Source organism: Aromatoleum aromaticum EbN1 (assembly GCF_000025965.1).
Classification (GTDB): Bacteria; Pseudomonadota; Gammaproteobacteria; order Burkholderiales; family Rhodocyclaceae; genus Aromatoleum; species Aromatoleum aromaticum.
This window is the reverse complement of record NC_006513.1, coordinates 962,428-983,157: the sequence shown is the minus strand read 5'-3', so window position 1 is coordinate 983,157 and position 20,730 is coordinate 962,428. Positions and strand designations below refer to the sequence as shown.

Here is a 20,730-nt window from a genome sequence, read left to right as displayed (position 1 = left end):
GAAGGTGGAGACGCAATGGCTTCCCCAATGTCGATGTCAAGGCCGTACGGGCGGACGCTGCCGCTGCTGCGGGCGCTGCTGGCCGGCTCGCTGGCGTTGTTGCTCGCGAGCTGCGCGGGCGTGAAAGTGGCCGAATACCAGCGCCCCGATACGCCCGGCAAGGCGTCGTGGTCGCGTCCCGCGGTGTCGGCGGCCGACACGATCGCGCCCGACTGGTGGCGGGAGTTCGGTGATCCGACGCTCGACGAACTCGTCAACCGTGCGATCGCCGACAACTTCGACGTCAAGATCCTCGCCGCGCGCATCCAGGTCGCCGAGGCGCAGATCGGCGAAGCGCGCGCCGGCGCGTTGCCGACGCTTGATATCGGCGCCGGCGCGAGTTTCGAGAAAAGCACCGGGCAGAACTTCCGCAAGCAGTTCAACCTGGGCACCCAGGTCAACTGGGACCTCGACATCTGGGGCAAGGTCGAAAAAGGCGTCCAGGCGCAGACTGCCGAATTCCGCGCCACCGAAGCGGACTGGCGGGCGGGATATCTGACGCTCGTGTCCGACGTCGCGACGACGTATTTCCAGATCCTCCAGCTCGACGAGCAGATCGACCGCCAGCAGCGCGCGCTCGACCGCAGCCGGCAGATCCTCGCGACGTTCGAGGCGATGCTCGGGCAAGGCCTCGTGCCCCGTACGCAGGTGCTGCGCCAGCGCGCCGAGAACAACGCGCTGACCCGCGACCTGCTTGAACTGCAGCGCGCGCGCGGCCTCGCCGGCAACGCGCTGGCGACGCTGCTGGGCGTGCCGGCCGGCGAATTCACCGTGCCGCCGGGAAAGCTGCAGGAGCGCGTCGAGCTGCCGGCAGTGCCGGCCGGGCTGCCTTCCGAGCTGCTGAACCGCCGCCCCGACATCGTCGCCGCCGAGTTCCGCTTGCTCGAAGCCTACGACCTCGTCGGGCAGGCGCGGCTCGCGCAGCTGCCGTCGATCAGCCTGACCGGGCGTGGCGGCACGTCGAGCTTCGCGCTCGGCGACCTGCTGAAGTCCTTCACGTTCGGTTTTCTGCCGAGCATCAACATCCCCGCGTTCGATCCGAGCATCAAGGCGCGCCTCAAGACGACCGAAGCCCAGACGAAAGTCTTCGAGCACGAGTACCAGCGCACCGTGATCGCCGCGTTCGAGGAAGTGGAGAACGCGCTGACGAACCTCGAAGCTCACCGCCAGCAGCGCACCGAGCTGCAGCAGCAGATCGACCAGCTGCAGATCGTCGCGGCGCAGGTCGAGGCGCAGCTCCGGGAAGGGCTCGTCTCCCAGCTCGAAGTGTTCGAGACCGAGCGCTCGCTGCTCGCGGCGCAGCTCGCGCTGCTCGCCAACCACCAGCAGATTCTCGCTGACACGGTGACGCTCTACAAAGCGCTCGGCGGCGGCTGGCCGACCGTCGAGGTCGCGAATGTGCGGCGCTGAGCATGCAGATGAGGAAGTGCCTATGGGAAAACGGGAAAGCTCGGCTCAGCCACGCGAAAGAGGCTTGTTCATGACCATCATGTCGTCGCATGAGTGACGCGGGGGCGTTCGTCGCCCGGACCCCGACCGCTGCCGGACAGGAGCGCAACGTGCTCCTGCAGGCGGTGTCGCGCCCGGAACTGGGCGACATCCTGATCGAGGAGTCGCTGTTCGCGATCGGGCGCAACGAACATCCGTTCGCGACATACGACAAGGAGATCGTCGCGGAGCTGTCGCGCCGCCATGCGCGGGTGTTCTGGGAGGGGCGTGAGCTGTATGTCGCCGACCTCGGCAGCAAGAACGGCACGAGCGTCAATGGGGTTGCCGTCGGCGAGAAGCCCGCGGCGCTGCGCGACGGCGACGAAGTCTGTTTCGGCGGCGTGCTGTCGTATCGCGTCCGGCTCGTGGCGCGGGCGAAGAAAGTGCAGCGGGTCGGGACGCTCCTGAGCCTGACGCTGACGCCCGAGCGCGACGACCTGCTGCTCGAACCGGTCGTCATTGCCTCCTTCCCGTTCCTGATCAGCAAGATCGACGACGTGATCGCGCGCTACAAGAGCGCGTACCCGCATCAGGTCAATTACATTTCGCGTCGCCATGCGCACATTTTCCTGAAAGGCGGCGCGCCGTTCATCGAGGATCTGGGCAGCACGAACGGGACATTCGTCGGCGGCACGCGTCTCGACGAGCACGCCGTGGAACTGCACGACGGCGACATCGTCGCGTTCGGCGGCAGTCACTTCGTATACCGCGTGAGCCTGCAACACGAAGCCGAGGTCGAGGCCGAGCCGACGCTGACCGGATTCACTCCTCCCGTCGCGGCTGCGGAAGACGATCCGGGCAACCCGGACAGAACGATGTTCATCGCGGCGCCCGACTCGTTCCTCGACATCTTCTGCATTTCCCCGTCGCCGCAGCCCGACGAAGTCAATGACGAGGCGGCGCAAGCGGGAAGCCCGGTGCCGCGGGTGCGGCGCGAGCGCAGCCGGACCGTGCTTTTCGTGCGCGAACTGGGTCGGGCTTTCGCCGGCGGCGAGCGCGGGACGGTGAAACGGATGTTGCGCTGGGGCCTTCCCGTCGTCGCGCTGCTCGTCGCGGTCGCGCTCGGCTTCTACCGTGCCGGCAGCGCGGAACGCGAACTCGCGCACCTCGTCGCCGCAGGCGACTTTGCGCGCGCCGCAGCGGTCGCCGACGCGTATCTCGCGAGCGACCCGGACGATGCGGCGCTGCAGGCGCTCGGCACCGAAGCGCTGCTGAAGGCGAAGCTGCCTGAATGGGTCGGGAGCCTGCAGGTGCACGCGTTCGGCCGTGCCGCGGCGCTCGTCGCCGACATGAAAGCGCAGGCTGCGCACAACGCCGACGCGCAGCCGCTGCTCGCCGAGGTCGAGTGGGTCGGCGAGCTCGAGCGGTTCGTCGTCGAGCGCGGCGGCGTAGATGCGCCGATCCGGATCTACGCCGACGAGGAGCGCATCGGCACGCTGCTGCAGCGCTGGCACGCCGACTCGCGCGCCCGCCAGCGCGCGCTCGCCCGCGTTGCGGCGCACGTGCCCCAGTTCAGGGACGTCCATGCCGAAGTGCTGACCCATCTGCGCCGCCTCGAAAGCGACGAGTCGGTGTATCTCGCCGCGATCGAGCGTCTCAATGCCGCCATCGCGGTCGAACTCGATGCCGGCCGCGCCGACACGCTCAGTGCGCTGCTGGACGACTACGCCGGGAAGTACCCGCGGCTCGCCGGCCTCGACGCCGTGCGCGAGGACCTGCGCCAGTTCGTCGAACTCGACCGCGCGCTGCAGGCGCGCCGCCTCGAGCCGCTGATCGCGCTGCTCGGAAAGCTGCATTTTTCGACGCCGCCTTTCCGCCAGCACCTCGAAAAGCTCGGCGAGACGCGCCTGCCTTCCGCAGAGGTCGTGCGCCAGTACGCCGCTGCCGACCAAGCGTGGCGCGACGGCCGGGGCGAAGAGGCGCTCGCCGGCCTGCAGCAGATTTCCGCGGGGCCGTGGGCGGAGGTCGCCGCCGCCGAGCTCGCGCGCAAGAAAACCGTGCTGCAGCAGTTCGGCGCGCTGCAGCAGGCACGCGGCGGCAAAGGCTACGACGAGCGGCTGCTGGCATTTCACGCGGCGCTCGACGAGAGCGAGGACGTCTACTTCATCCGCGCGACCGAAGCCGACGTCGACGCCTACCGGGACCAGGCGCTCGCGCGCGCCAACGGCCTGCTGACGCGCGCCGCAACGTCGTGGCGCCAGTACCGCAGCGCCGGCGGGATCGGCGGCGAGCAGCGGCTCGAATCGGGCATTTCGGGCAGGTTCCGCTCGCAGGCCCGGCTGCTCGCCGAAGCGCAGTCCGCGGCGCGGCAGGGTGCGCGGATCCACGAGATGTTGAAAACCGACATGGGCGAACAAGCGGCCGCGGTCCAGGCCGAGATCGACGCGGAAGCCGAGCTGCAGCGGCAGTCGCTGCAGGAGCTTCACAGGGTGCTGGAGCCGGGGCTGCTCAAGGCCAAGCTGGCGCTGATCGGAGGGCAGAGCGATGAAGAGCGAAAATCACCTTAAGCCGCTGACCGAGGCCCTCGAGGATCACAGCGCCGAAGGGATCGCGATCCTGATCGCCGAACCGTCGCGCTTTGGCCTCGCTCTCGTCGCCGCCGTCCTCGGGCTGGTGCTGTCCGCGCTGGTGTGGTCGTTCGTCGGGCGCGCCGACGTGATCGTCACCGCGCACGGCGTGCTCGCGCCCGAATCGGACGTCCGGCGCGTCTATGCGCCGATCGACGGCGAGCTCGCCGACATCTACATGGAAGCGGGGCAGCCGGTGTCGCAGGGCGACGTCCTCGCCCGGCTCAACGCACGCGGAGCGGTCGAGGCGGCGACGCACGCACTCGAGGCGCAGCTCAAGCTCGAGGACGCCGAGCGGGAATGGAAGCAGTTTCCCGAACGCAAAGCGCTGCTCGAACGCAAGGTCGCGGCCTTGAAGCAGCAGATCGAAGCGGCGCTGCAGCTGCACGAGCGGCGCACCGCGGAAGGCACGACGAAGCTCGCCGAAGCCCAGCGCGCGCAGCTGCAGCAGGCGCGCAGCGAGCTCGACAACGCGCGGCGCATGCGCGACAGCACTCGGATGGAGCTCGACCGCTTCCAGCGGCTGTTGGCGCTGCCCGGCGGCGGCGGGGTGTCGGAGCTGCAGGTCGAAGCGAAGAAGAGCGCGTATCTGGCGGCGGAAAACGCGCTGCGCGTCGCGCAGTCGCGGCTCGGCGAACTGGACTTCCGTCTGAGCCAGGAAACCGCGCGGGCGACGGTCGAGCTCGAAAGCGGCGACCAGGAGCTGACGCGGCTGCGCATCCAGTACGACGCGGCGGCGCGCGAAATCGCGAACGAGGAGGACAAGCTGCGGCTGCAGCTGCAGACCGCGCGGCTGGCGGCGAACGCGGCCGAACGGATCCGCTTCGAGAACATCGACAAGGACAACTTCCTGCTGATCATTGCGCCGGTGTCGGGCGTCATCACCGACGTAGCCTCGACGCAGCCCGGCGACAAGATCCAGGCGAACACGCCGCTCGGCGGCATCGCGCCGAAGGACGCGCGCGCGGTGCTGAAGATGGACATCGCCGAGCGCGACCGCGCGTTCCTGCGCGAAGGGCTGCCGGTGAAGCTCAAGTTCAACGCGTTCCCGTACCAGCGCTACGGCCTCATCGACGGCCGGCTCGAGTTCATCTCGCCGGCGACTTCGCCCGCCGCGCAGAGCAAGGAGCCGGTCTACGAAGGCCACGTGACGCTGTCGCGCGATCACTACGAAGTCGCGGACACGCGCTACCCGGTGCGCTACGGGATGACGGCGACCGCGGAGATCGTCGTCCGCGAGCGCCGCCTCATCGACCTCGCGCTCGATCCGTTCCGCCAGATCAGCGGCTGATCCGATCCGGGCGCTTACACAAGGAGCACACCAGATGACCGCGATAGTGCGAATTGACGACGAATCCATCGGCAGCGGGGAATTCGTCCGGATCCTGAAGCTTACCGGGCGCTTCGACAGCCTCATCGACGAGATCGTCCGCGACCGGCTCACCGTCCATGCGGCGAAGAAGCAGGGCGTCGCGGTGTCGGCCGACGAGATCCAGGAGCGCGCCGACCAGTTCCGCCGCGTGCTGGGGTTGCACCGGGCGGCCGACATGAACCATTACCTCGACGCGCGCGGCGTGAGCCTCGACGAGTTCGAGGCGTTCATCACAGACAGCCTGTACCAGGAAAAAATGATGCAGCGCGTCTGCAGCGACCAGGCGGTCGAAGAATACTTCCAGCTCAACTCGCCGAAGTTCGACAGCATCGAGGTCAGCCACATCGTGCTCGAAACCGAGGGCCAGGCGAAAGAGATGATGTCGCTGCTCGCCGAGGACCCCGACAGCTTCACCGAGCTCGCGCGCGAGCACTCGATCGCGGACACGCGCGACGATGGCGGTTTCATCGGCAAGGTGATGCGCGGCTCGCTCAAGACCGAAATCGAGGCCAAGGTGTTCAACGCCGCGCCCGGCGACCTGCTCGGACCGTTCGCCGCGCCCGACGGCGCGTTCTACGAGATCTTCCTCGTGAATGCGAAGAACCCGGCGCGGCTCGACGAAGAGACCGCGGCCGAGGTGCGGCGCCTGCTGCGCGAAGGCTGGCTCGCCGCCCGGGCGCAGGATCATGTCATCGAAATGCGTTAGTCCCGTCGAGGTGATCATGTCCACGGACGCCCCACCGAAACTCGATTCCCTCGCCGATTTCCTGTCGTCGGTGGAACTGCTGTCGCCCTTCACGCGCGACGAACTCGAGCAGCTGGCCGGGCAGGCCCAGCCGCGCTTCCTCGCGTTCGGCGAAACCGTCTGCAGCGCCGGCGAGCCGGCCGACGGCGTGTTCGTGATCCGCTCCGGTTCGGTGCGGATCTTCGCCGACGAGCACGGCAAGGAAATCAGCCTCGGCGTGCGCAAGGCGCGCGAGACCGTCGCCGAGATGGCGATGCTGCGCGAGTACCGGCACGAATTCTCGGCGCGCGCGTCGGCGAAGACCGAGCTGCTGCTGATCCCGCGCCAGGCGTTCGAGCCGGTCCTGGCGAAGAATCCGGCGGCGCAGGCGTTCGTCACCAGCTACGTCGCGATCGGCTCGGCCGGCGGCGTCGTCGCGCGGCTGTTCGATCTGCGCGGCAAGGTCGACCGCGCCGAGCTCGAAGAGCTGGTGCGCAGCGTCGGCGTCAAGCGCGTTGCGGCCGGCAGGGAGATCCTCAAGCAGGACGCGCGCGACGACCGCCGCCTGTACGTGGTCCGCCAGGGCGAAGTACGCCTCGTGCGCACCGAGCAGGGCAGCGAGTACCCGCTGGCGACGCTCGGCCACGGCGAGATCTTCGGCGAGAAGGCGTGCCTGATGCGCCAGGAACAGGTCGCGTCGGTGGTCGCGGTCGTCGATACGACGCTGCTGGTGGTCCCCGAAAAATCCGTCCACCAGATCCTCGAGCGCAATCCGAAGCTGCGCGAGGTGCTCGAGGAGCGCATCCGCTTCGTCGAACGCGAGCTGCAGCGGCAGAAAAAGCTCGCCGAACGGCGCAACCTGCGCGTCATGCTCGACCTGCAGTCGAAGCCGGAGCTCGGCGAGCGGCTGATCCGACGCTTCCCGCTCGTCGAGCAGGCCGAGGAAATGGACTGCGGCGCGGCGTGCCTGGCGATGATCTGCCGCCACTACGACATCCCGATGACGCTCGGCAAACTGCGCGAACTCGCGAACGTGACGACACAGGGCGCGACGCTCGACAGCCTCGCGCGCGCCGGCGAATCGCTCGGCTTCACCACGCGCGGCGTGCAATGCACGTTCGACGCGCTGCTCGGCTTCGAACTGCCGTTCATCGTGCATTGGGAGGGCTACCACTACGTCGTCGTGTATGGCGTCTCGAAGCGGCAGGTGTGGGTCGCCGATCCGGCTGTCGGCTTCAGGAAGATCGCGATCGAAGAGTTCGAGCGCGGCTGGAGCGGCACCTGCCTGCTGTTCACACCCGGGCAGAATCTCGCGCAGCTGACGGTGTCGCGCTCGCCGTGGCTGCGTTTCGTCTCGTACCTGCGGCCGTACAAGAAGATCCTCGCGCACCTCGTCATGGCGACTTTCGTGATCCAGGTGCTGGGCATCGTGCCGCCGCTGATCATCCAGAACATCCTCGACGGCGTGATCGTGCACGAGAACGTCAGCCTGCTGCACCTCCTGATCGCCGGACTCGTCATCACCAACCTCTTCACGCTGCTGATGTCGGGCATCCGGGCGTTTCTCGCGAATTTCATGGTGCGCAACATGGACTTCGCGATGATGTCGCAGTTTTTCAAGCACACGCTGTCGCTGCCGTTCTCGTTCTTCGCCAAGCGCAAGACCGGCGACATCTTCGCGCGCTTCCAGGAAAACCAGACGATCCGCGCGTTTTTGACCGAATCGACGGTCACGACGGTGCTCAACCTGCTGATGGTGTTCATCTACTTCACGATCCTGTTCCTCTACAACGTGAAGATGACGCTCCTGCTGCTCGCGTTCGTCATCCCGATCATGGCGCTGACGGTGCTCGTGACGCCGAAGATCAAGAACTATGCGCGCGAAGTGTTCACCACCTCGACCGACGCCAAAGCCTTCCTGATGGAAGCGCTCGGCGGCGTCGAGACGGTCAAGGGCATGGGCATCGAGCGCCCGGTGCGGCTGAAATGGGAGAAGAAATACGCGAAGGCGCTGGAGGTGCAATACCGCGCGCAGCGCTTCAACGTGCTGGTCGGCGTCGCCAGCCAGGTGCTCAACGCCGCGACGACGATCGCGATCCTGTGGGTCGGAGCGTCGCAGGTGCTCGCGCATCAGCTCACGATCGGTCAGCTCATCGCGTTCAACGCCTTGATGGGCAGCGTGCTCGCGCCGCTGATGGGGCTGGTCGCGCTGTGGAGCCAGGTCAATGACGCCGGGGTCGCGATGGAGCGCCTCGGCGACGTGCTCGACATGGAGCCGGAGCAGCGCCCGGAAGAGGTTGCCTCGCGCGTCGTGCTGCCGGACCTGCAGGGTCACATCGCCTTCGAAGGCGTGTATTTCCGCTATGGCGGCGACGAGACGCCATACGTGCTCGAGAACATCAGCTTCGAGATCAAGCCCGGCGAGCTCGTCGCGATCGTCGGCCGCAGCGGTTCGGGCAAGACGACGCTGGCGAAGCTGCTCGTCGGCTTCTACCCGCCGACCGACGGGCGCATCGTCGTCGACGGCTACGACATGGCGACGATCGACAAGGAGTACTACCGCGCGCAGGTCGGCTACGTGATGCAGAGCAACCTCTTGTTCTCCGGCACCATCGCCGAGAACATCGCCAGCGGTGACGAGGCGCCGGACCGGCGGCGCATCGAGGAGGTCGCGCGCATGGCCGACGCCCACGCGTTCATCCGCAAGATGCCGCTGGGATATGAGCAGATCGTCGGCGAGCGCGGCGTGGGCCTGTCCGGCGGTCAGATCCAGCGCCTGTGCATCGCCCGCGCGCTGTACCACGACCCGCGCCTCCTGGTGTTCGACGAGGCGACTTCCGCGCTCGACACGCAGTCGGAGAGCAACATCATCAGCAACATGCACGACATCCTCGCCGGGCGCACCGCGGTCGTCATCGCTCACCGGCTGTCGACGATCATGCGCGCCGACAAGATCCTCGTGCTGTACGAAGGCGCGATCGTCGAGCAGGGGCGCCACGACGAGCTGGTCGATCGGCGCGGCATGTATTACCAACTGGTGCAGAAGCAGCTGGCGGCGGCATGAAGATCCTGACTCCGGGGCTGCGCGGCAGCCCGGTGATTTCGTACGCCGGGCTGCTCGAGAAGATCGAGATCCTGCGCTCGACGCTGCGCTGGGCGCCGACGCTCGCGCGGCCCGAGATCGAGAAGCTGTTGCGGCAGGCCAACGCGGTGCGCGACGAGGTGATGCAGCTGTCGCACAAGGAGCGCTTCGTCGAGGCGGCCGCGGCCGAAAGCGTGCGCGTCGAGCGCACGCCGGGCGCGCGGCGGCGGGCGCTGCTCGAGCGCAGCTTCGTCTTCGAAGGCGCGTTCGGCGACAACCCGCAGCTCCTGGAGGCGCTCGAAATCGCCGAGAAGGCGGCGCCGACCGACCTGCCGGTCCTCATCGACGGCGAAAGCGGCACCGGCAAGGAGCTGATGGCGAAAGTGATCCACGCCAACGGCTCGCGCTCCGACAAGCCCTACATCTCGGTCAACTGCGGCGCGATCCCCGACAACCTGCTGGAGTCCGAGCTTTTCGGCCACCGCAAGGGCGCGTTCACCGGCGCGGTGAGCGATCGCAAAGGCAAGTTCGAAAGCGCGCACACCGGCACGATCTTCCTCGACGAGATCGGCGAACTGCCGCTGTCCGGGCAGGTGAAGCTGCTGCGGGTGCTCGAATCGCACGAGATCCAGCGCGTCGGCTCCGACGAGCCGATCGCCGTCGACACCCGCATCGTCGCGGCGACGAACCGCAACCTGCGCCGCCTGAGCGAAGAAGGCCGGTTCCGCGAGGACCTGTTCTACCGCCTCGGCGTCATCCACGTGACGCTGCCGCCGCTGCGCGAACGCCGCGACGAGATTCCGCTGCTGTTCGCGTTCTTCGGCGACGAGGCTGCCGCAGCGCTGAAGCGCCGCCCGGTGCGCATGACGCCGCGGCTGCGGGAGTTCCTGTTGCGCTATCCCTATCCCGGCAACATACGGGAGCTGCGCAACATCATCTACCGCATCTCCTGCCTGGCCGGGGAGACCGCCGACCTGCAGCATCTGCCTGCCGATATCCGCCCCGATGCGACGCAGTCGGCACCGGCAAATGCCGCGGCCGCGCTGCCGGCTGCGAGCGACGCGTCGGCCGCGACGGCAGCCTCGATATCGCTCAGCGACGCAAAACGCGCCGCCAGCGACGAGGCGGAGAGGCTGTTCCTCGAGCGGGGCCTGCAGCAGGTCGGCGGCACCGTCGCGGAGCTGGCGCGGCGCTGCGACATGAACCGCTCGCACCTGCAGACGCTGCTGAAGAAACACGGCATCCGCTCGAAGGACTTTCGCCACCGCCCGCCGTCCCGCGGCGACGACGGCCGCTGAGCGGGCGGCCTGAGCGACTCACCCGCACCCCGTCACAGTGCGGGGTTGAGCACCGTCATGTCGGCGCTGCAGGAATCTTCGGCGCGCACGACCACCGCGGTGATGTTGTCGCGCCCGCCGCCTTTCAGCGCGAGCTCGACCAGCGTGTCCGCCGCCTGCGGGCAGTCGCCCGCAGCGAGCGCGTTGGCGATGTCCCGCTCGCTCGCGTAATTCGTCAGGCCGTCGCTGCACAGCAGGAAGATGTCGCCGTCGACGACCGGCATCGAGCCTTCGTCGAGTTCGAGCGTGTCGAGGGCGCCGACTGCGCGCGTGACGAGGTTCTGCGCGGATGCGAGCGTTTCGCTATCGGCAAGGCCTTGCGCACGCAGCTCTTCGGCGTGGCTGTGGTCGCGGCTCAGCAGCATCAGGCGCCCGGCGCGATAGAGATAGATGCGGCTGTCGCCGGCCCACAGGTATGCACAGAATGGTCCGCAACCGAGCATGACGACAACAGTGCTGCCGATGATCGGCACTTCGCGCATCATCGCTTCCGCGCGAAGCTGGCGATTGACGACCTGCAGGCGCTGTCGCGCCGCCATGATGAAAGTTGCCAGGTCCGCACACGGCGCGAGACCGTCGATCGCCGACACGATCATGCGGCTCGCCAGTTCGCCCGCATCGTGCCCGCCCATGCCGTCGGCGACCACCCACAGGCCGCGCTCGGGGCGGTCGAGGAAGGCGTCCTCGTTGACATCGCGGACCAGACCCACATGGCAGCGGGCCGCTGAGGTCCAGCGGATCCGGTCGGCAGGGGGCATGAAAGTCTTGCGGCGCTGGCGGGGCGCCGGCTATTGACGGCGGTCCGGTATCGATTCCCGCGCGGGCGGTTGCGACCGCTACGGGAACAGCAGCGTCGGCGCGGCGCGGCGCGGCGCCTGTCCGACTGCGGGGCGAAAAACCGTGCGTGGCGCCGCGCGCCCGCCGGTCGGACGTCCGCCCAGTCGGGCGCCCCCGCTGATCGCCCGCATTGCCTCGCGGTCGAGCGCCGTGTTTTCCGGCAAGTCCTTGATGACTATCGTGGCCATGGTGTGTTCCTCGAAGTTCGTGGCTGGAAAACGACCGCCCGATGTCCCAGTATAGGTCACCGAAGTGAGCTGTCCGGAGGGGCATTTCCCCTCCGTACGGGAGCGGCAAGGCCTGCGCCGTCACAGGCCGGAATGCCGGTCCGCCCGCTACCGCTTGAAGTTGATGGCGGTCTGTGTCGCGGCGACGTTGATGGCGGCATTGGCAGCGGAATTGTCGATGTCGATTACCTGGATCTGATTGTTGATCTGATCCGCGACGAAGATGTTGTTGGTCTGGTAGAAGTTGGTGACGGCGCCGACGCGGGTCGACGCATTCCCGATATAAGGGCTTATCCATCCATAGACCCACGGCGCGCCTCCCCGGCCCTTGACGGAGGACATTGTCTTGCGGTCCAGGGTGAAGTCGGCCCGCAGGTCCTTGATGGTGATGGCAGCCATATATCCTCCGGTGCAGCTTTTCCCGAATCCGGTGGAAGCCGTGTCGAGGCTTCCACCGGGACCGCGGCGTCAGGCGAAGCCGCGGAAGAGGTCGTTGAAAAGGTTGCGGTTCTTGCTGTCGCTGTCGTTCGAGGCCACTTGCGTCGGCATCGAGTCGACCTGGATGATCACCGGACCGCTGCCGGCAAAGTTTGCACCGTTGGCGACGGCCACCGGCGCGAACATCGACTGGAAGTTCTGCTGTTGCGTCGCGTTGGCCTGATCGAAAAAGCCGCCGCGGACGGCGGACATGGACTTGCGATCGAGGGCCTTGTCGAGGGAAAGATCCTTGATGGTGAGAGTCGAATGCATGGTAGTTCTCCTGAAACGTCGGTTGGGCAAGCAGGCATTGATGCGGCGGAAGCTGGCGGAGGCTGTCGTCGCCTCCGCCAGGCTCGTCGCCATTACCAGTAGTAGTACGGTTGGGCGATCTTGTTCTTGCTGTAGGCGTCGTTCGATGCGTGCTGCGTCGGCTCGGACGTGACTTGCATGTTCACCGGGCCGCTGCCACTGAAGTTGCCGAAGTTGGCGACTTCGACCGGCGCGGTCATCGTCTGGCCGTTCGCCTGCTGGGTGGCGTTGGCCTGATCGAAAAAGCCGCCGCGGACGGCGGACATGGACTTGCGATCGAGGGCCTTGTCGAGGGACAGGTCCTTGATGGTCAGAGTCGAATTCATGATGGTTCTCCTGAAGGGTCGGTGATGGATCGATTCGCTGGGTTCGCTGGTATTACGCGTAGGGGTAGTAGTGCGAATAGCCCATCTTGTTCTTGTTGTCGGCGTTGTTCCACGCGTCCTGGGTCGGCGTGGACGTGACCTGGAAATTCACCGGGCCGCTGCCGCCGAAGTCCGCGCCGTTGGCGACTGCGACCCCAGCAAACATTTCCTGGAAATTCCCCTGCTGCGTCGCGTTGGCCTGATTGCCGACCCCGCCGCGAACCGACGACATGGCTTTGCGGTCGAGGGCTTTGTCGAGGGACAGGTCCTTGATGATCAGGTTGGATTTCATGGTCGTTCTCCTGAGAGCTCTGTTAAGGGTTGGATTTGCATCGAGCACTTTCGCGCGCTCAGCAGACCTATCGCAGGGACCGTGCCAGCTGTCTGGAGAGGCTCGGATATAATCTCAAGCCATTGAAAGCGAACGATTATGTTGCGTGATCATGAAAATTCCGCGCCGTGGGCGTTGCTTGCGGTGATGTGCCGTGGTGGTCCCTGCCGAACAGCTTTTCGCAATTCTGTTGGTTGGTTCGCAACAGCCGGGTTCGCCCTCTCCGCTTAAGCTCACCTTAATCTTCCCGGTACAGACTTTCGGCTGGTGATGGGGGCACCGCCACCCGACCGACCCCTTTCCGGAGCGACCACAGCCGATGAACCTGCCGCCGTTCAATGAGGGCGAACTTGCCGCCCAGCAGCGCTGGAACACCCGCACGATTTGGGACGACGCCCGCCGCCGGCGCCTGCTGTGGGACCACATCCCGGGCGAATTCCACGCCCGCCTGGAAAACGCGCCGTTCTTCTTCCTCGCAACCAGCTCGCCCGATGGCCGCTGCGACTGCTCGTTCAAGGGCGGCGGGCCCGGACTGTTGCGCATCCTCGACGAAAGGCGCTTCGCCTTTGCCGATTTCGACGGCAACGGCGCCTTCATGAGCCTCGGCAACATCCTGTCGAATCCGCATGTCGGCTGCCTGTTCATCGATTTCGCCGACGGCGGCCGCCTGCGCGTCAACGGCAAGGCGACGATCCACGATGCGGGCGAGCTGCTGGCCCTCTTTCCGGGGAGCACGCGCGTAGTGGTGGTCGACATCGAGCAGGTGGTGCCGAACTGCCCGAACCACGTTCCCCGGCTGGGTCCTTTGCCATGAGCGCGACAGCACCGAAAATGCGCAGCGGCGGAGACTACCGGATCGCCGTCAACGCCGAATGGACGAGCAAGTGCAACGCGCTGTGCCCGATGTGCCCGCGCGAGCTGATCGAGCGCCCGCAACTCATGAAGCGGGAGAGCTGGCAGCAGTTGCTCGGGCGGCTGTCGCCGGAGAGGGTTTTCCGCGTCGTCATCGCCGGGTACGGCGAGCCGACCACGCACCCGCGGTTCTTCGAGTTTGTCGACGACCTTCGCGGCCATCCGGTGCGCTTCGACATGGTCAGCAACGGACACCTGCTCGACCCCGACAAACTCCGCCATCTCGATGGCGCCATCGAACTGCTGCTGGTGTCCTTTTCCAGTATCGATCCTGCGGTGTATGGACGTGTCCATGTGAACCTCGACCACGCTCGCGTCATGGCGAACATCCAGGCGGCGCAAAAACTGCTTCGGCACACGCGGCTCGCGATCAGCCTCACGCCGATGGCCGAATGCCTGCCTTCGCTGCCGGAGACGATCGACTGGCTGCGCGCGCAGGGCGTGGATACGCTGACGATGTCGCCGACGCTGTACAACCGTGCTGGCAGCCTGAAGGCTGACGAACCGGCAACGCGCACATTGCGCGACCTCATCCGGCGTCATCGATTGCGCTCGCAGGAAATCGATTTCATTCCCGGCGCCCGCGACCTGCTGCGGCAATGGCGCCGCAACCGCTTCCGCTGCATCCCGCGCAACGTCGATGTCTTCGTTTCGGCGGCAGGAGAATATCTGTACTGCTACAACGACATCGGCCACCGGCACGTCATCGGGCACGTGGCGACCGACAGCCTGGATGAGGTGCTGACGCGGCGCGAAGGCATGGAGCCGATCGCCGAACTGTGCAACGGCTGCAACATGCGCCACCGTTACGGGGCAGCCGAGTTGCTGAGGGCCGGCGCGTCGTTTGCCAAAGCCCGATTCGAGGGCGGGCTCACCGCGCTGCGGTCCGCCTGAGGCGCGTACCCGGTATCGCGTCGTCGCTTCCGTTCGATCGTGCTGGCCGCGGCGGCGATGCCGGCGATGATCCCGCTGTCGCCCCCCTCGTTCCGCCCGGTCGAGGTGATACGATCGCTACCGGTTCGTTGCGCCGCTGCTCCATCGGGCGCTATCGCGCTATTCTTTCGGCCGGTACTGCCGCGCGTAGGACATCGGCAAATATGCCGAAATCCATTTCGACTCGATCCTGAACGCGCTCGCGGCTGTTTCCGCGCGAGCGGAGGTTCCCGATGAAGGCCCCGATTTTCCTCGCTGCCCCGTTGGCTCTGCTGGCGCTGCTGACGGGCTGTTCCGACCCGCAAGTCACCGACAAGCCGCCGCGTGCGGTGCTCGTGCGCAGCGTCGCCGAGGCGTCCGCGCCGATGACGAACGTGAACGTGTACACGGGCGAAGTGCGCTCGCGCTTCGAAACCGATCTGGCGTTTCGCATCGGTGGCAAGATCACCGAACGACGCGTCGATGTCGGCGCGCGGATCCGGCGTGGCGACGTGCTCGCGCGGCTCGATCCGCAGGATGCCCGGCTCGCTGCGAACGCCGCCCGCGCACAGGTCGTCGCGGCCGAAGCGGACGTGGCGCTTGCGCGCAGCGAGTTCGAACGCAGCAAGAGCCTGCGCGAGAGCAATTTCATCAGCGAATCCGCGCTCGACAGCCGCCGCACCGCGCTGCAGGCGGCGCAGGCGCGCTTGCGCCAGGCGCGCGCCGAGGCGGCCAGCGCCGGCAACCAGGCGGAATACGCGACGCTTGTGGCGGATCACGACGGCGTCGTCATCGCGGCGCCTGCCGAGCCCGGCGAAGTCGTTTCCAGCGGCCAGCCGGTGGTGCGCGTGGCACGGCTCGACGAACGCGAAGTGCTGATCCACGTGCCCGAGAGCCGCGTCGGCGGACTCGCGGTCGGCGCGAAAGCCGTTGTGCGCCCGTGGTCCGATCCGGACCGCGAGTTCGCGGGGGTGATACGCGAGATTGCCCCGGCGGCTGATGCCGCCACGCGCTCGTTCGCAGTGCGGGTCAGCGTCCCGCGCGCGGGCGAGGCGCTCCCGCTCGGGGCGACAGCGAGTGTCGCGTTCGCGTCGGCGGCGGCGGCGCAGACGGTGCTGCCTTTGCCGGCGCTGACCCGCGTCGACGGGCGCGACGTCGTCTGGATCGTCGACGACGCCTCGACGGTGCGCCCGCTCGCAGTCGAAGCCGGGGAGTTTCGCGAGAACGGCGTCGTGATCCGGTCGGGGCTGCCGCCGGATGCGCGCGTCGTCGTCGCCGGCGTGCATCGTCTGGTCGAGGGCGAAACGGTGCGGCCGGTCGACGAAGCCGCTCCCGTCGCGGTGGATGTGAAGCGATGAGCCGCGGCGCCGGTGATGCCGGCGATCACGGCCGCTTCAACCACGGCCGTTTCAACATCTCGGCGTGGGGGCTGCGGCACCCGTCGCTGGTGCTGTACTTCATCGTGGTGCTGACGCTGGTCGGACTTTATTCCTACACCCGGCTCGGCCAGTCCGAAGACCCGCCGTTCACCTTCAAGGTGATGGTCGTGCGCACCGAGTGGCCCGGCGCAAGCGCGCGGGAAGTCGCCGAGCAGGTCACCGACGAGATCGAGAAGAAGCTGCAGGAGGTCGCGCAGGCGGACTACCTGCGCAGCTATTCGAAGCCGGGCGAATCGCTGGTGTTCTTCGCCGCGAAGGATTCGACGCCCGCGGACGAGATTCCGGACGTGTGGTACCAGGTCCGCAAGAAGATCGGCGACATCCGCCCGATGCTGCCGCAGGGCGTGATCGGCCCGTTCTTCAACGACGAGTTCGGCGACACCTACGGCAATGTCTTCGCGCTCGTCGGCGACGGCCTCGACTACGCGGACCTGAAGCGCTACGCCGAAGCGATCCGCAGCGAACTCCTGCGCGTGCCCGACGTGGCCAAGGTGAACCTGTTCGGCGAGCAGCCCGAGCGCATCTTCATCGAGCTGTCGAACCCCAAGCTCGCGACCTTCGGCCTGTCGCTGCGCGACTTCGTCGATGCGCTCGCCGAGCAGAACGCGCTGACCGGCGCAGGCTTCTTCGAGACCGCCGACGAGCGCGTGTGGCTGCGGCCGTCGGGCGCGTTCGACGATGTCGAGGCGATCGCCGACACGGTTATCCGCGCGCAAGGCCGCGCGTTCCGGCTCGGCGACGTGGCCGAGGTCAAGCGCGGCTTCGCCGACCCGCCGGCTGAGCGCATGCGCTTCATCGGCGAGGATGGGCTCGGGCTCGGCGTGTCGATGCGCGCCGGGGGCGACATCATCGCGCTCGGCCGCGGGCTCGACGACGCGGTCGAGCGCATCGGCGCGCAGCTGCCGGTCGGCGTGCGCCTCGAACGCGTCGCCGACCAGCCGCGCACCGTCCAGCGCTCGGTCGGCGAGTTCGTCACCGTGCTCGCCGAGGCGGTCGTCATCGTCATGATCGTCAGCCTGCTGTCGCTCGGTTTTCGCACCGGCGTCGTCGTGCTGATCATCATCCCGGTGGTGCTTGCGATCACGTTCCTGTTCATGAACATGTTCGGCGTCGGCCTGCACAAGATCTCGCTCGGCGCGCTGATCCTCGCGCTCGGCCTGCTGGTCGACGACGCGATCATCGCCGTCGAGATGATGGCGACGAAAATGGAGGAAGGCTGGGAGCGCGCGAAAGCGGCGAGCTTCGCGTATTTCTCGACCGCGATGCCGATGCTGTCGGGGACGCTCGTGACGGCCGCCGGCTTTCTGCCGATCGCGACCGCGGCGTCGTCGACCGGCGAATACACGCGCTCGATCTTCCAGGTCACGGTCATCGCGCTGCTCGTGTCGTGGGTCGCGGCAGTGCTGTTCGTGCCCTACCTGGGTTTCCACCTGCTGCCGGACTTCCGCGCGCGGCGCACGGAGCCGTCACGGCTCGCGCGCGTCGCCGGGCGGCTGTCGCCACGGCTCGGGCGGTTTTTCGCCGCGCGCGCCGCGTACGGGCACGAGCTGCACGACGAACACGCGATCTACCACACCCCTTTCTACACACGCTTGCGCGTGCTCGTGAACGGCTGCGTCCGGCATCGCTGGCTCGTCATCGCGCTGACGGTGCTGGCCTTCGCGGGGTCGATCGTCGTCTTCGGACGCTTCGTGCCGCAGCAGTTCTTCCCCGATTCGACGCGACCCGAACTGCTCGTCGACCTGCGGCTCGCCGAAGGCGTGTCGCACCACGCGACCGACGAAGCGGTGCGGCGCATCGAAACTTTTCTCGACGAGCAGGAAGGCATCGAGAACTACGTCGCGTGGCTCGGCGGCGGCAGCCCGCGCTTCTACCTGCCGCTCGACCAGGCGCTTGCGCAGACGAACTTCGCGCAGTTCGTCGTCCTCACCGAAAGTCCGGCGGCGCGCGAAGCGGTGCGCACGAAGCTGATCCGCCTCTTCGAGGAAGGGCCGGCCGACGTGCTCGGCGTCGTCAACCGGCTCGAAAACGGCCCGCCGGTCGGTTTCCCGGTGCAATACCGCGTCAGCGGCCAGGACTTCGGCCAGATGCGGCGCATCGCGCACGAAGTCGCGGCGGCGCTGCGCGCCCACCCGGAGCTGTCGAACGTGCATCTCGACTGGGAGGAGCCGTCGAAACAGGTGCGGCTGAAGATCGACCAGGACAAGGCGCGCCTGCTCGGGCTGAGCACGCGCGACATCGCGAACCTGCTCAATACGTCGCTGCAGGGTCTCGCGGTGACGCAGTTCCGCGACGGGACCGAGACGATCGAAGTCGTGCTGCGGGGCGCCGAGTCCGAGCGCGTGCATCTGGGCCTTTTGCCGGACCTCGCGATCCCGACCGCGAACGGGACCAGCGTGTCGCTCGCGCAGGTCGCGACCGCCGAATACGGCTTCGAGCAGGGCGTGATCTGGCGGCGCGACCGGCTGCCGACCGTCACGGTGCGCGCGAACCTGTACGGGACAGTGCAGCCGGCGAGCGTCGTCACCGACCTCGCGCCGGCCATCGACGCGTTGCGCGAGGAACTGCCGCTCGGCTACCGCATCGAAGTCGGCGGTTCGTCCGAGGAGAGCGCGAAAGGCGGCAGTTCGGTCGCCGCCGGCATGCCGCTGTTCCTCGTCGTCGTGCTGACCGTGCTGATGCTGCAGCTGCGCAGCTTCTCGCTGGTGTTCATGGTGCTGCTGACGGCGCCGCTCGGCCTGATCGGCGTCACCGCGTTCCTGCTGCTGTTCGGCCAGCCGTTCGGCTTCGTCGCGATGCTCGGCACGATCGCGCTGTCGGGGATGATCATGAGGAACTCGGTGATCCTTATCGACCAGATCCGCCAGGACCGCGAAGCCGGACGCAGCGCGTGGGACGCCGTCGTCGAATCGGCGGTGCGCCGCTTCCGCCCGATCATGCTGACTGCCGCCGCGGCGATCCTCGCGATGATCCCGCTGTCGGACAGCGCGTTCTTCGGCCCGATGGCGGTCGCGATCATGGGCGGCCTGACGGTCGCGACGGTATTGACGATGCTGTTCCTGCCGGCGCTGTACGCGGCCTGGTACCGCGTCGAACCGGCGGAGGACGAGCGCTCCGGGAGTCCCGCGGCGACCGCCGCAGCGCCGCAAGTGCGTTAGAATGCGAAGGTTTTTCTCATCCGGTCGCGCACTCTATTAGCGTGTGCTAATATTTGCACAGGAAGCCCAAAATGAATTTCGAACAAGCCCGCTTCAATATGGTCGAGCAGCAGATCCGCCCTTGGGATGTGCTGGATCAGGACGTGCTCGATCTGCTGATGGCGGTCAGGCGCGAGGAGTTCGTTCCCGCCGCCTACAAGACGCTCGCTTTTGCCGATATCGAAATCCCGATCGGCTGCGGCCAGTCGATGCTCAAGCCCGTCATCGAAGGCAAGATCCTGCAGGCACTGCAGGTCAAGCGCTCCGACACGGTGCTCGAAGTCGGCGCCGGTTCCGGCTACTTTGCCGCGCTGCTCGCCGCGTGCTCCGACTGGGTCCGCACGATCGACATCGAGCCCGAACTCGTCAAGCTCGCCGCTGAAAACCTTGCCCGCTACGGCGTCGAGAACGTCATCGTCGAGGACGGCGATGCGGCCGCGGGGTGGAGCGACCGCGCCCCCTACGACGTCATCGTCATGTCGGGCGGCCTGCCGATGCTGCCGCCCGCGTTGCTGGCACAGCTCAAGGTTGGCGGGCGCCTGTTCGCATTCGTCGGCGAAGCACCGGTGATGAAAGCGCGGCTCGTGACGTGTGTCGGTGAAGGGGCGTACAAAAGCGAGGACATTTTCGAAACCGTCGTGCCGATGCTGAAGAACGCGCAGCGCCCCGACGAATTCAGGTTCTGAGCAGCGGGCGGCTTCCGCCGGCCGGATCGCGGGCGCACGCCACTGCTGCGAGAGTAAGCGAAACTCCACTTTGGAGGATGTGACGATGCGCCAGATGACTGCTTCCGAACTCGCCGACCGGCTCGCTGACGCGTCGCACGAAAAACCCGTGCTGCTCGACGTGCGCGAGCCGTGGGAATTCGAAACCTGCCATATCGAAGGCTCGCAGCCGATGCCGATGGCGACGGTGCCGGCTCACCTCGGTGAACTCGACGCGGGCGCCGAGACGGTCGTCATCTGCCACCACGGCGCGCGCAGCGCCCAGGTCGGCATGTTCCTCGAGCGCCAGGGCTTCGGCAACGTCATCAATCTGGCAGGCGGCGTCGCAGCGTGGGCGGCGCAGGTCGACCCGGGCATGGCCCGATACTGAATGAATCGAAGAGTGAA

General features: G+C 67.1%; 18 protein-coding genes. 12 read left to right on the top strand and 6 right to left on the bottom strand.

Translation table 11 applies throughout. From position 1 onward, the window contains the following. Window positions 1–15 precede the first annotated feature (15 nt). From EBN1_RS04690 to EBN1_RS04665, 6 genes are all read left to right on the top strand, one after another. The gene (locus tag EBN1_RS04690; RefSeq protein ID WP_011236758.1) at window positions 16–1,449 is read left to right on the top strand and encodes an efflux transporter outer membrane subunit; all 1,434 of its coding nucleotides are present in this window, start codon (window positions 16–18) and stop codon (window positions 1,447–1,449) included. 89 nt (window positions 1,450–1,538) lie between these two features. Beyond that, window positions 1,539–4,034 (top strand): FHA domain-containing protein, encoded by a 2,496-nt coding sequence (locus EBN1_RS04685; RefSeq protein WP_041645797.1) that lies wholly within the window; start codon window positions 1,539–1,541, stop codon window positions 4,032–4,034. Continuing rightward, entirely contained in the window at window positions 4,012–5,385 is a 1,374-nt protein-coding gene (locus EBN1_RS04680) for a beta-barrel domain-containing protein (protein ID WP_011236756.1), read from the top strand. The genes EBN1_RS04685 and EBN1_RS04680 overlap by 23 nt, the downstream gene beginning before the upstream one ends. 34 nt (window positions 5,386–5,419) lie before the next feature. Next, complete coding sequence (locus EBN1_RS04675; protein WP_011236755.1) at window positions 5,420–6,172, top strand: peptidylprolyl isomerase; 753 nt, start codon at window positions 5,420–5,422, stop codon at window positions 6,170–6,172. A gap of 16 nt (window positions 6,173–6,188) precedes the next feature. Continuing rightward, window positions 6,189–9,254, top strand: a complete 3,066-nt coding sequence (locus EBN1_RS04670) for a peptidase domain-containing ABC transporter (RefSeq protein ID WP_011236754.1) — start codon at window positions 6,189–6,191, stop codon at window positions 9,252–9,254. Then, a complete protein-coding gene (locus tag EBN1_RS04665; RefSeq protein WP_011236753.1) occupies window positions 9,251–10,570 on the top strand; it encodes a sigma-54 interaction domain-containing protein in 1,320 nt (439 codons plus the stop codon). Before EBN1_RS04670 ends, EBN1_RS04665 begins: the two co-directional genes overlap by 4 nt. A 32-nt stretch (window positions 10,571–10,602) precedes the next feature. Here the strand turns inward: EBN1_RS04665 and EBN1_RS04660 are convergent, their stop codons facing one another. The 6 genes from EBN1_RS04660 to EBN1_RS04635 form a co-directional block, all read right to left on the bottom strand. Next, window positions 10,603–11,367, bottom strand: a complete 765-nt coding sequence (locus tag EBN1_RS04660) for a PP2C family protein-serine/threonine phosphatase (protein WP_011236752.1) — start codon at window positions 11,365–11,367, stop codon at window positions 10,603–10,605. 78 nt (window positions 11,368–11,445) lie between these two features. Next, the gene (locus tag EBN1_RS04655; RefSeq protein ID WP_049780183.1) at window positions 11,446–11,634 is read right to left on the bottom strand and encodes a hypothetical protein; all 189 of its coding nucleotides are present in this window, start codon (window positions 11,632–11,634) and stop codon (window positions 11,446–11,448) included. Between the two features lie 147 nt (window positions 11,635–11,781). After that, on the bottom strand, window positions 11,782–12,072 hold the full coding sequence (locus EBN1_RS04650) for a hypothetical protein (protein ID WP_041645791.1): 291 nt from the start codon (window positions 12,070–12,072) through the stop codon (window positions 11,782–11,784). Between the two features lie 69 nt (window positions 12,073–12,141). After that, window positions 12,142–12,423 carry a hypothetical protein gene (locus tag EBN1_RS04645; RefSeq protein WP_041645787.1) on the bottom strand — a complete coding sequence of 94 codons (282 nt, stop codon included), beginning with the start codon at window positions 12,421–12,423 and terminating at the stop codon, window positions 12,142–12,144. A 92-nt stretch (window positions 12,424–12,515) separates the two neighbouring features. After that, entirely contained in the window at window positions 12,516–12,788 is a 273-nt protein-coding gene (locus tag EBN1_RS04640) for a hypothetical protein (protein WP_041645785.1), read from the bottom strand. Between the two features lie 52 nt (window positions 12,789–12,840). After that, window positions 12,841–13,119, bottom strand: a complete 279-nt coding sequence (locus tag EBN1_RS04635) for a hypothetical protein (protein ID WP_041645782.1) — start codon at window positions 13,117–13,119, stop codon at window positions 12,841–12,843. Between the two features lie 358 nt (window positions 13,120–13,477). Here EBN1_RS04635 and EBN1_RS04630 point away from each other — a divergent pair, with 358 nt between their 5' ends. From EBN1_RS04630 to EBN1_RS04605, 6 genes are all read left to right on the top strand, one after another. Further along, window positions 13,478–13,972: a pyridoxamine 5'-phosphate oxidase family protein gene (locus tag EBN1_RS04630; protein WP_011236749.1), complete on the top strand. Its 495-nt coding sequence runs from the start codon at window positions 13,478–13,480 to the stop codon at window positions 13,970–13,972. Beyond that, a complete protein-coding gene (locus EBN1_RS04625) occupies window positions 13,969–14,964 on the top strand; it encodes a radical SAM protein (protein ID WP_011236748.1) in 996 nt (331 codons plus the stop codon). The genes EBN1_RS04630 and EBN1_RS04625 overlap by 4 nt, the downstream gene beginning before the upstream one ends. A 272-nt stretch (window positions 14,965–15,236) precedes the next feature. After that, entirely contained in the window at window positions 15,237–16,340 is a 1,104-nt protein-coding gene (locus tag EBN1_RS04620) for an efflux RND transporter periplasmic adaptor subunit (protein WP_011236747.1), read from the top strand. Then, the gene (locus EBN1_RS04615; protein WP_011236746.1) at window positions 16,337–19,579 is read left to right on the top strand and encodes an efflux RND transporter permease subunit; all 3,243 of its coding nucleotides are present in this window, start codon (window positions 16,337–16,339) and stop codon (window positions 19,577–19,579) included. Before EBN1_RS04620 ends, EBN1_RS04615 begins: the two co-directional genes overlap by 4 nt. A gap of 71 nt (window positions 19,580–19,650) precedes the next feature. Beyond that, complete coding sequence (locus EBN1_RS04610) at window positions 19,651–20,304, top strand: protein-L-isoaspartate O-methyltransferase family protein (protein WP_011236745.1); 654 nt, start codon at window positions 19,651–19,653, stop codon at window positions 20,302–20,304. An 85-nt stretch (window positions 20,305–20,389) separates the two neighbouring features. Then, window positions 20,390–20,713, top strand: coding sequence for a rhodanese-like domain-containing protein (locus EBN1_RS04605; RefSeq protein WP_041645778.1), 324 nt, complete (start codon window positions 20,390–20,392; stop codon window positions 20,711–20,713). Window positions 20,714–20,730: the final 17 nt, after the last annotated feature.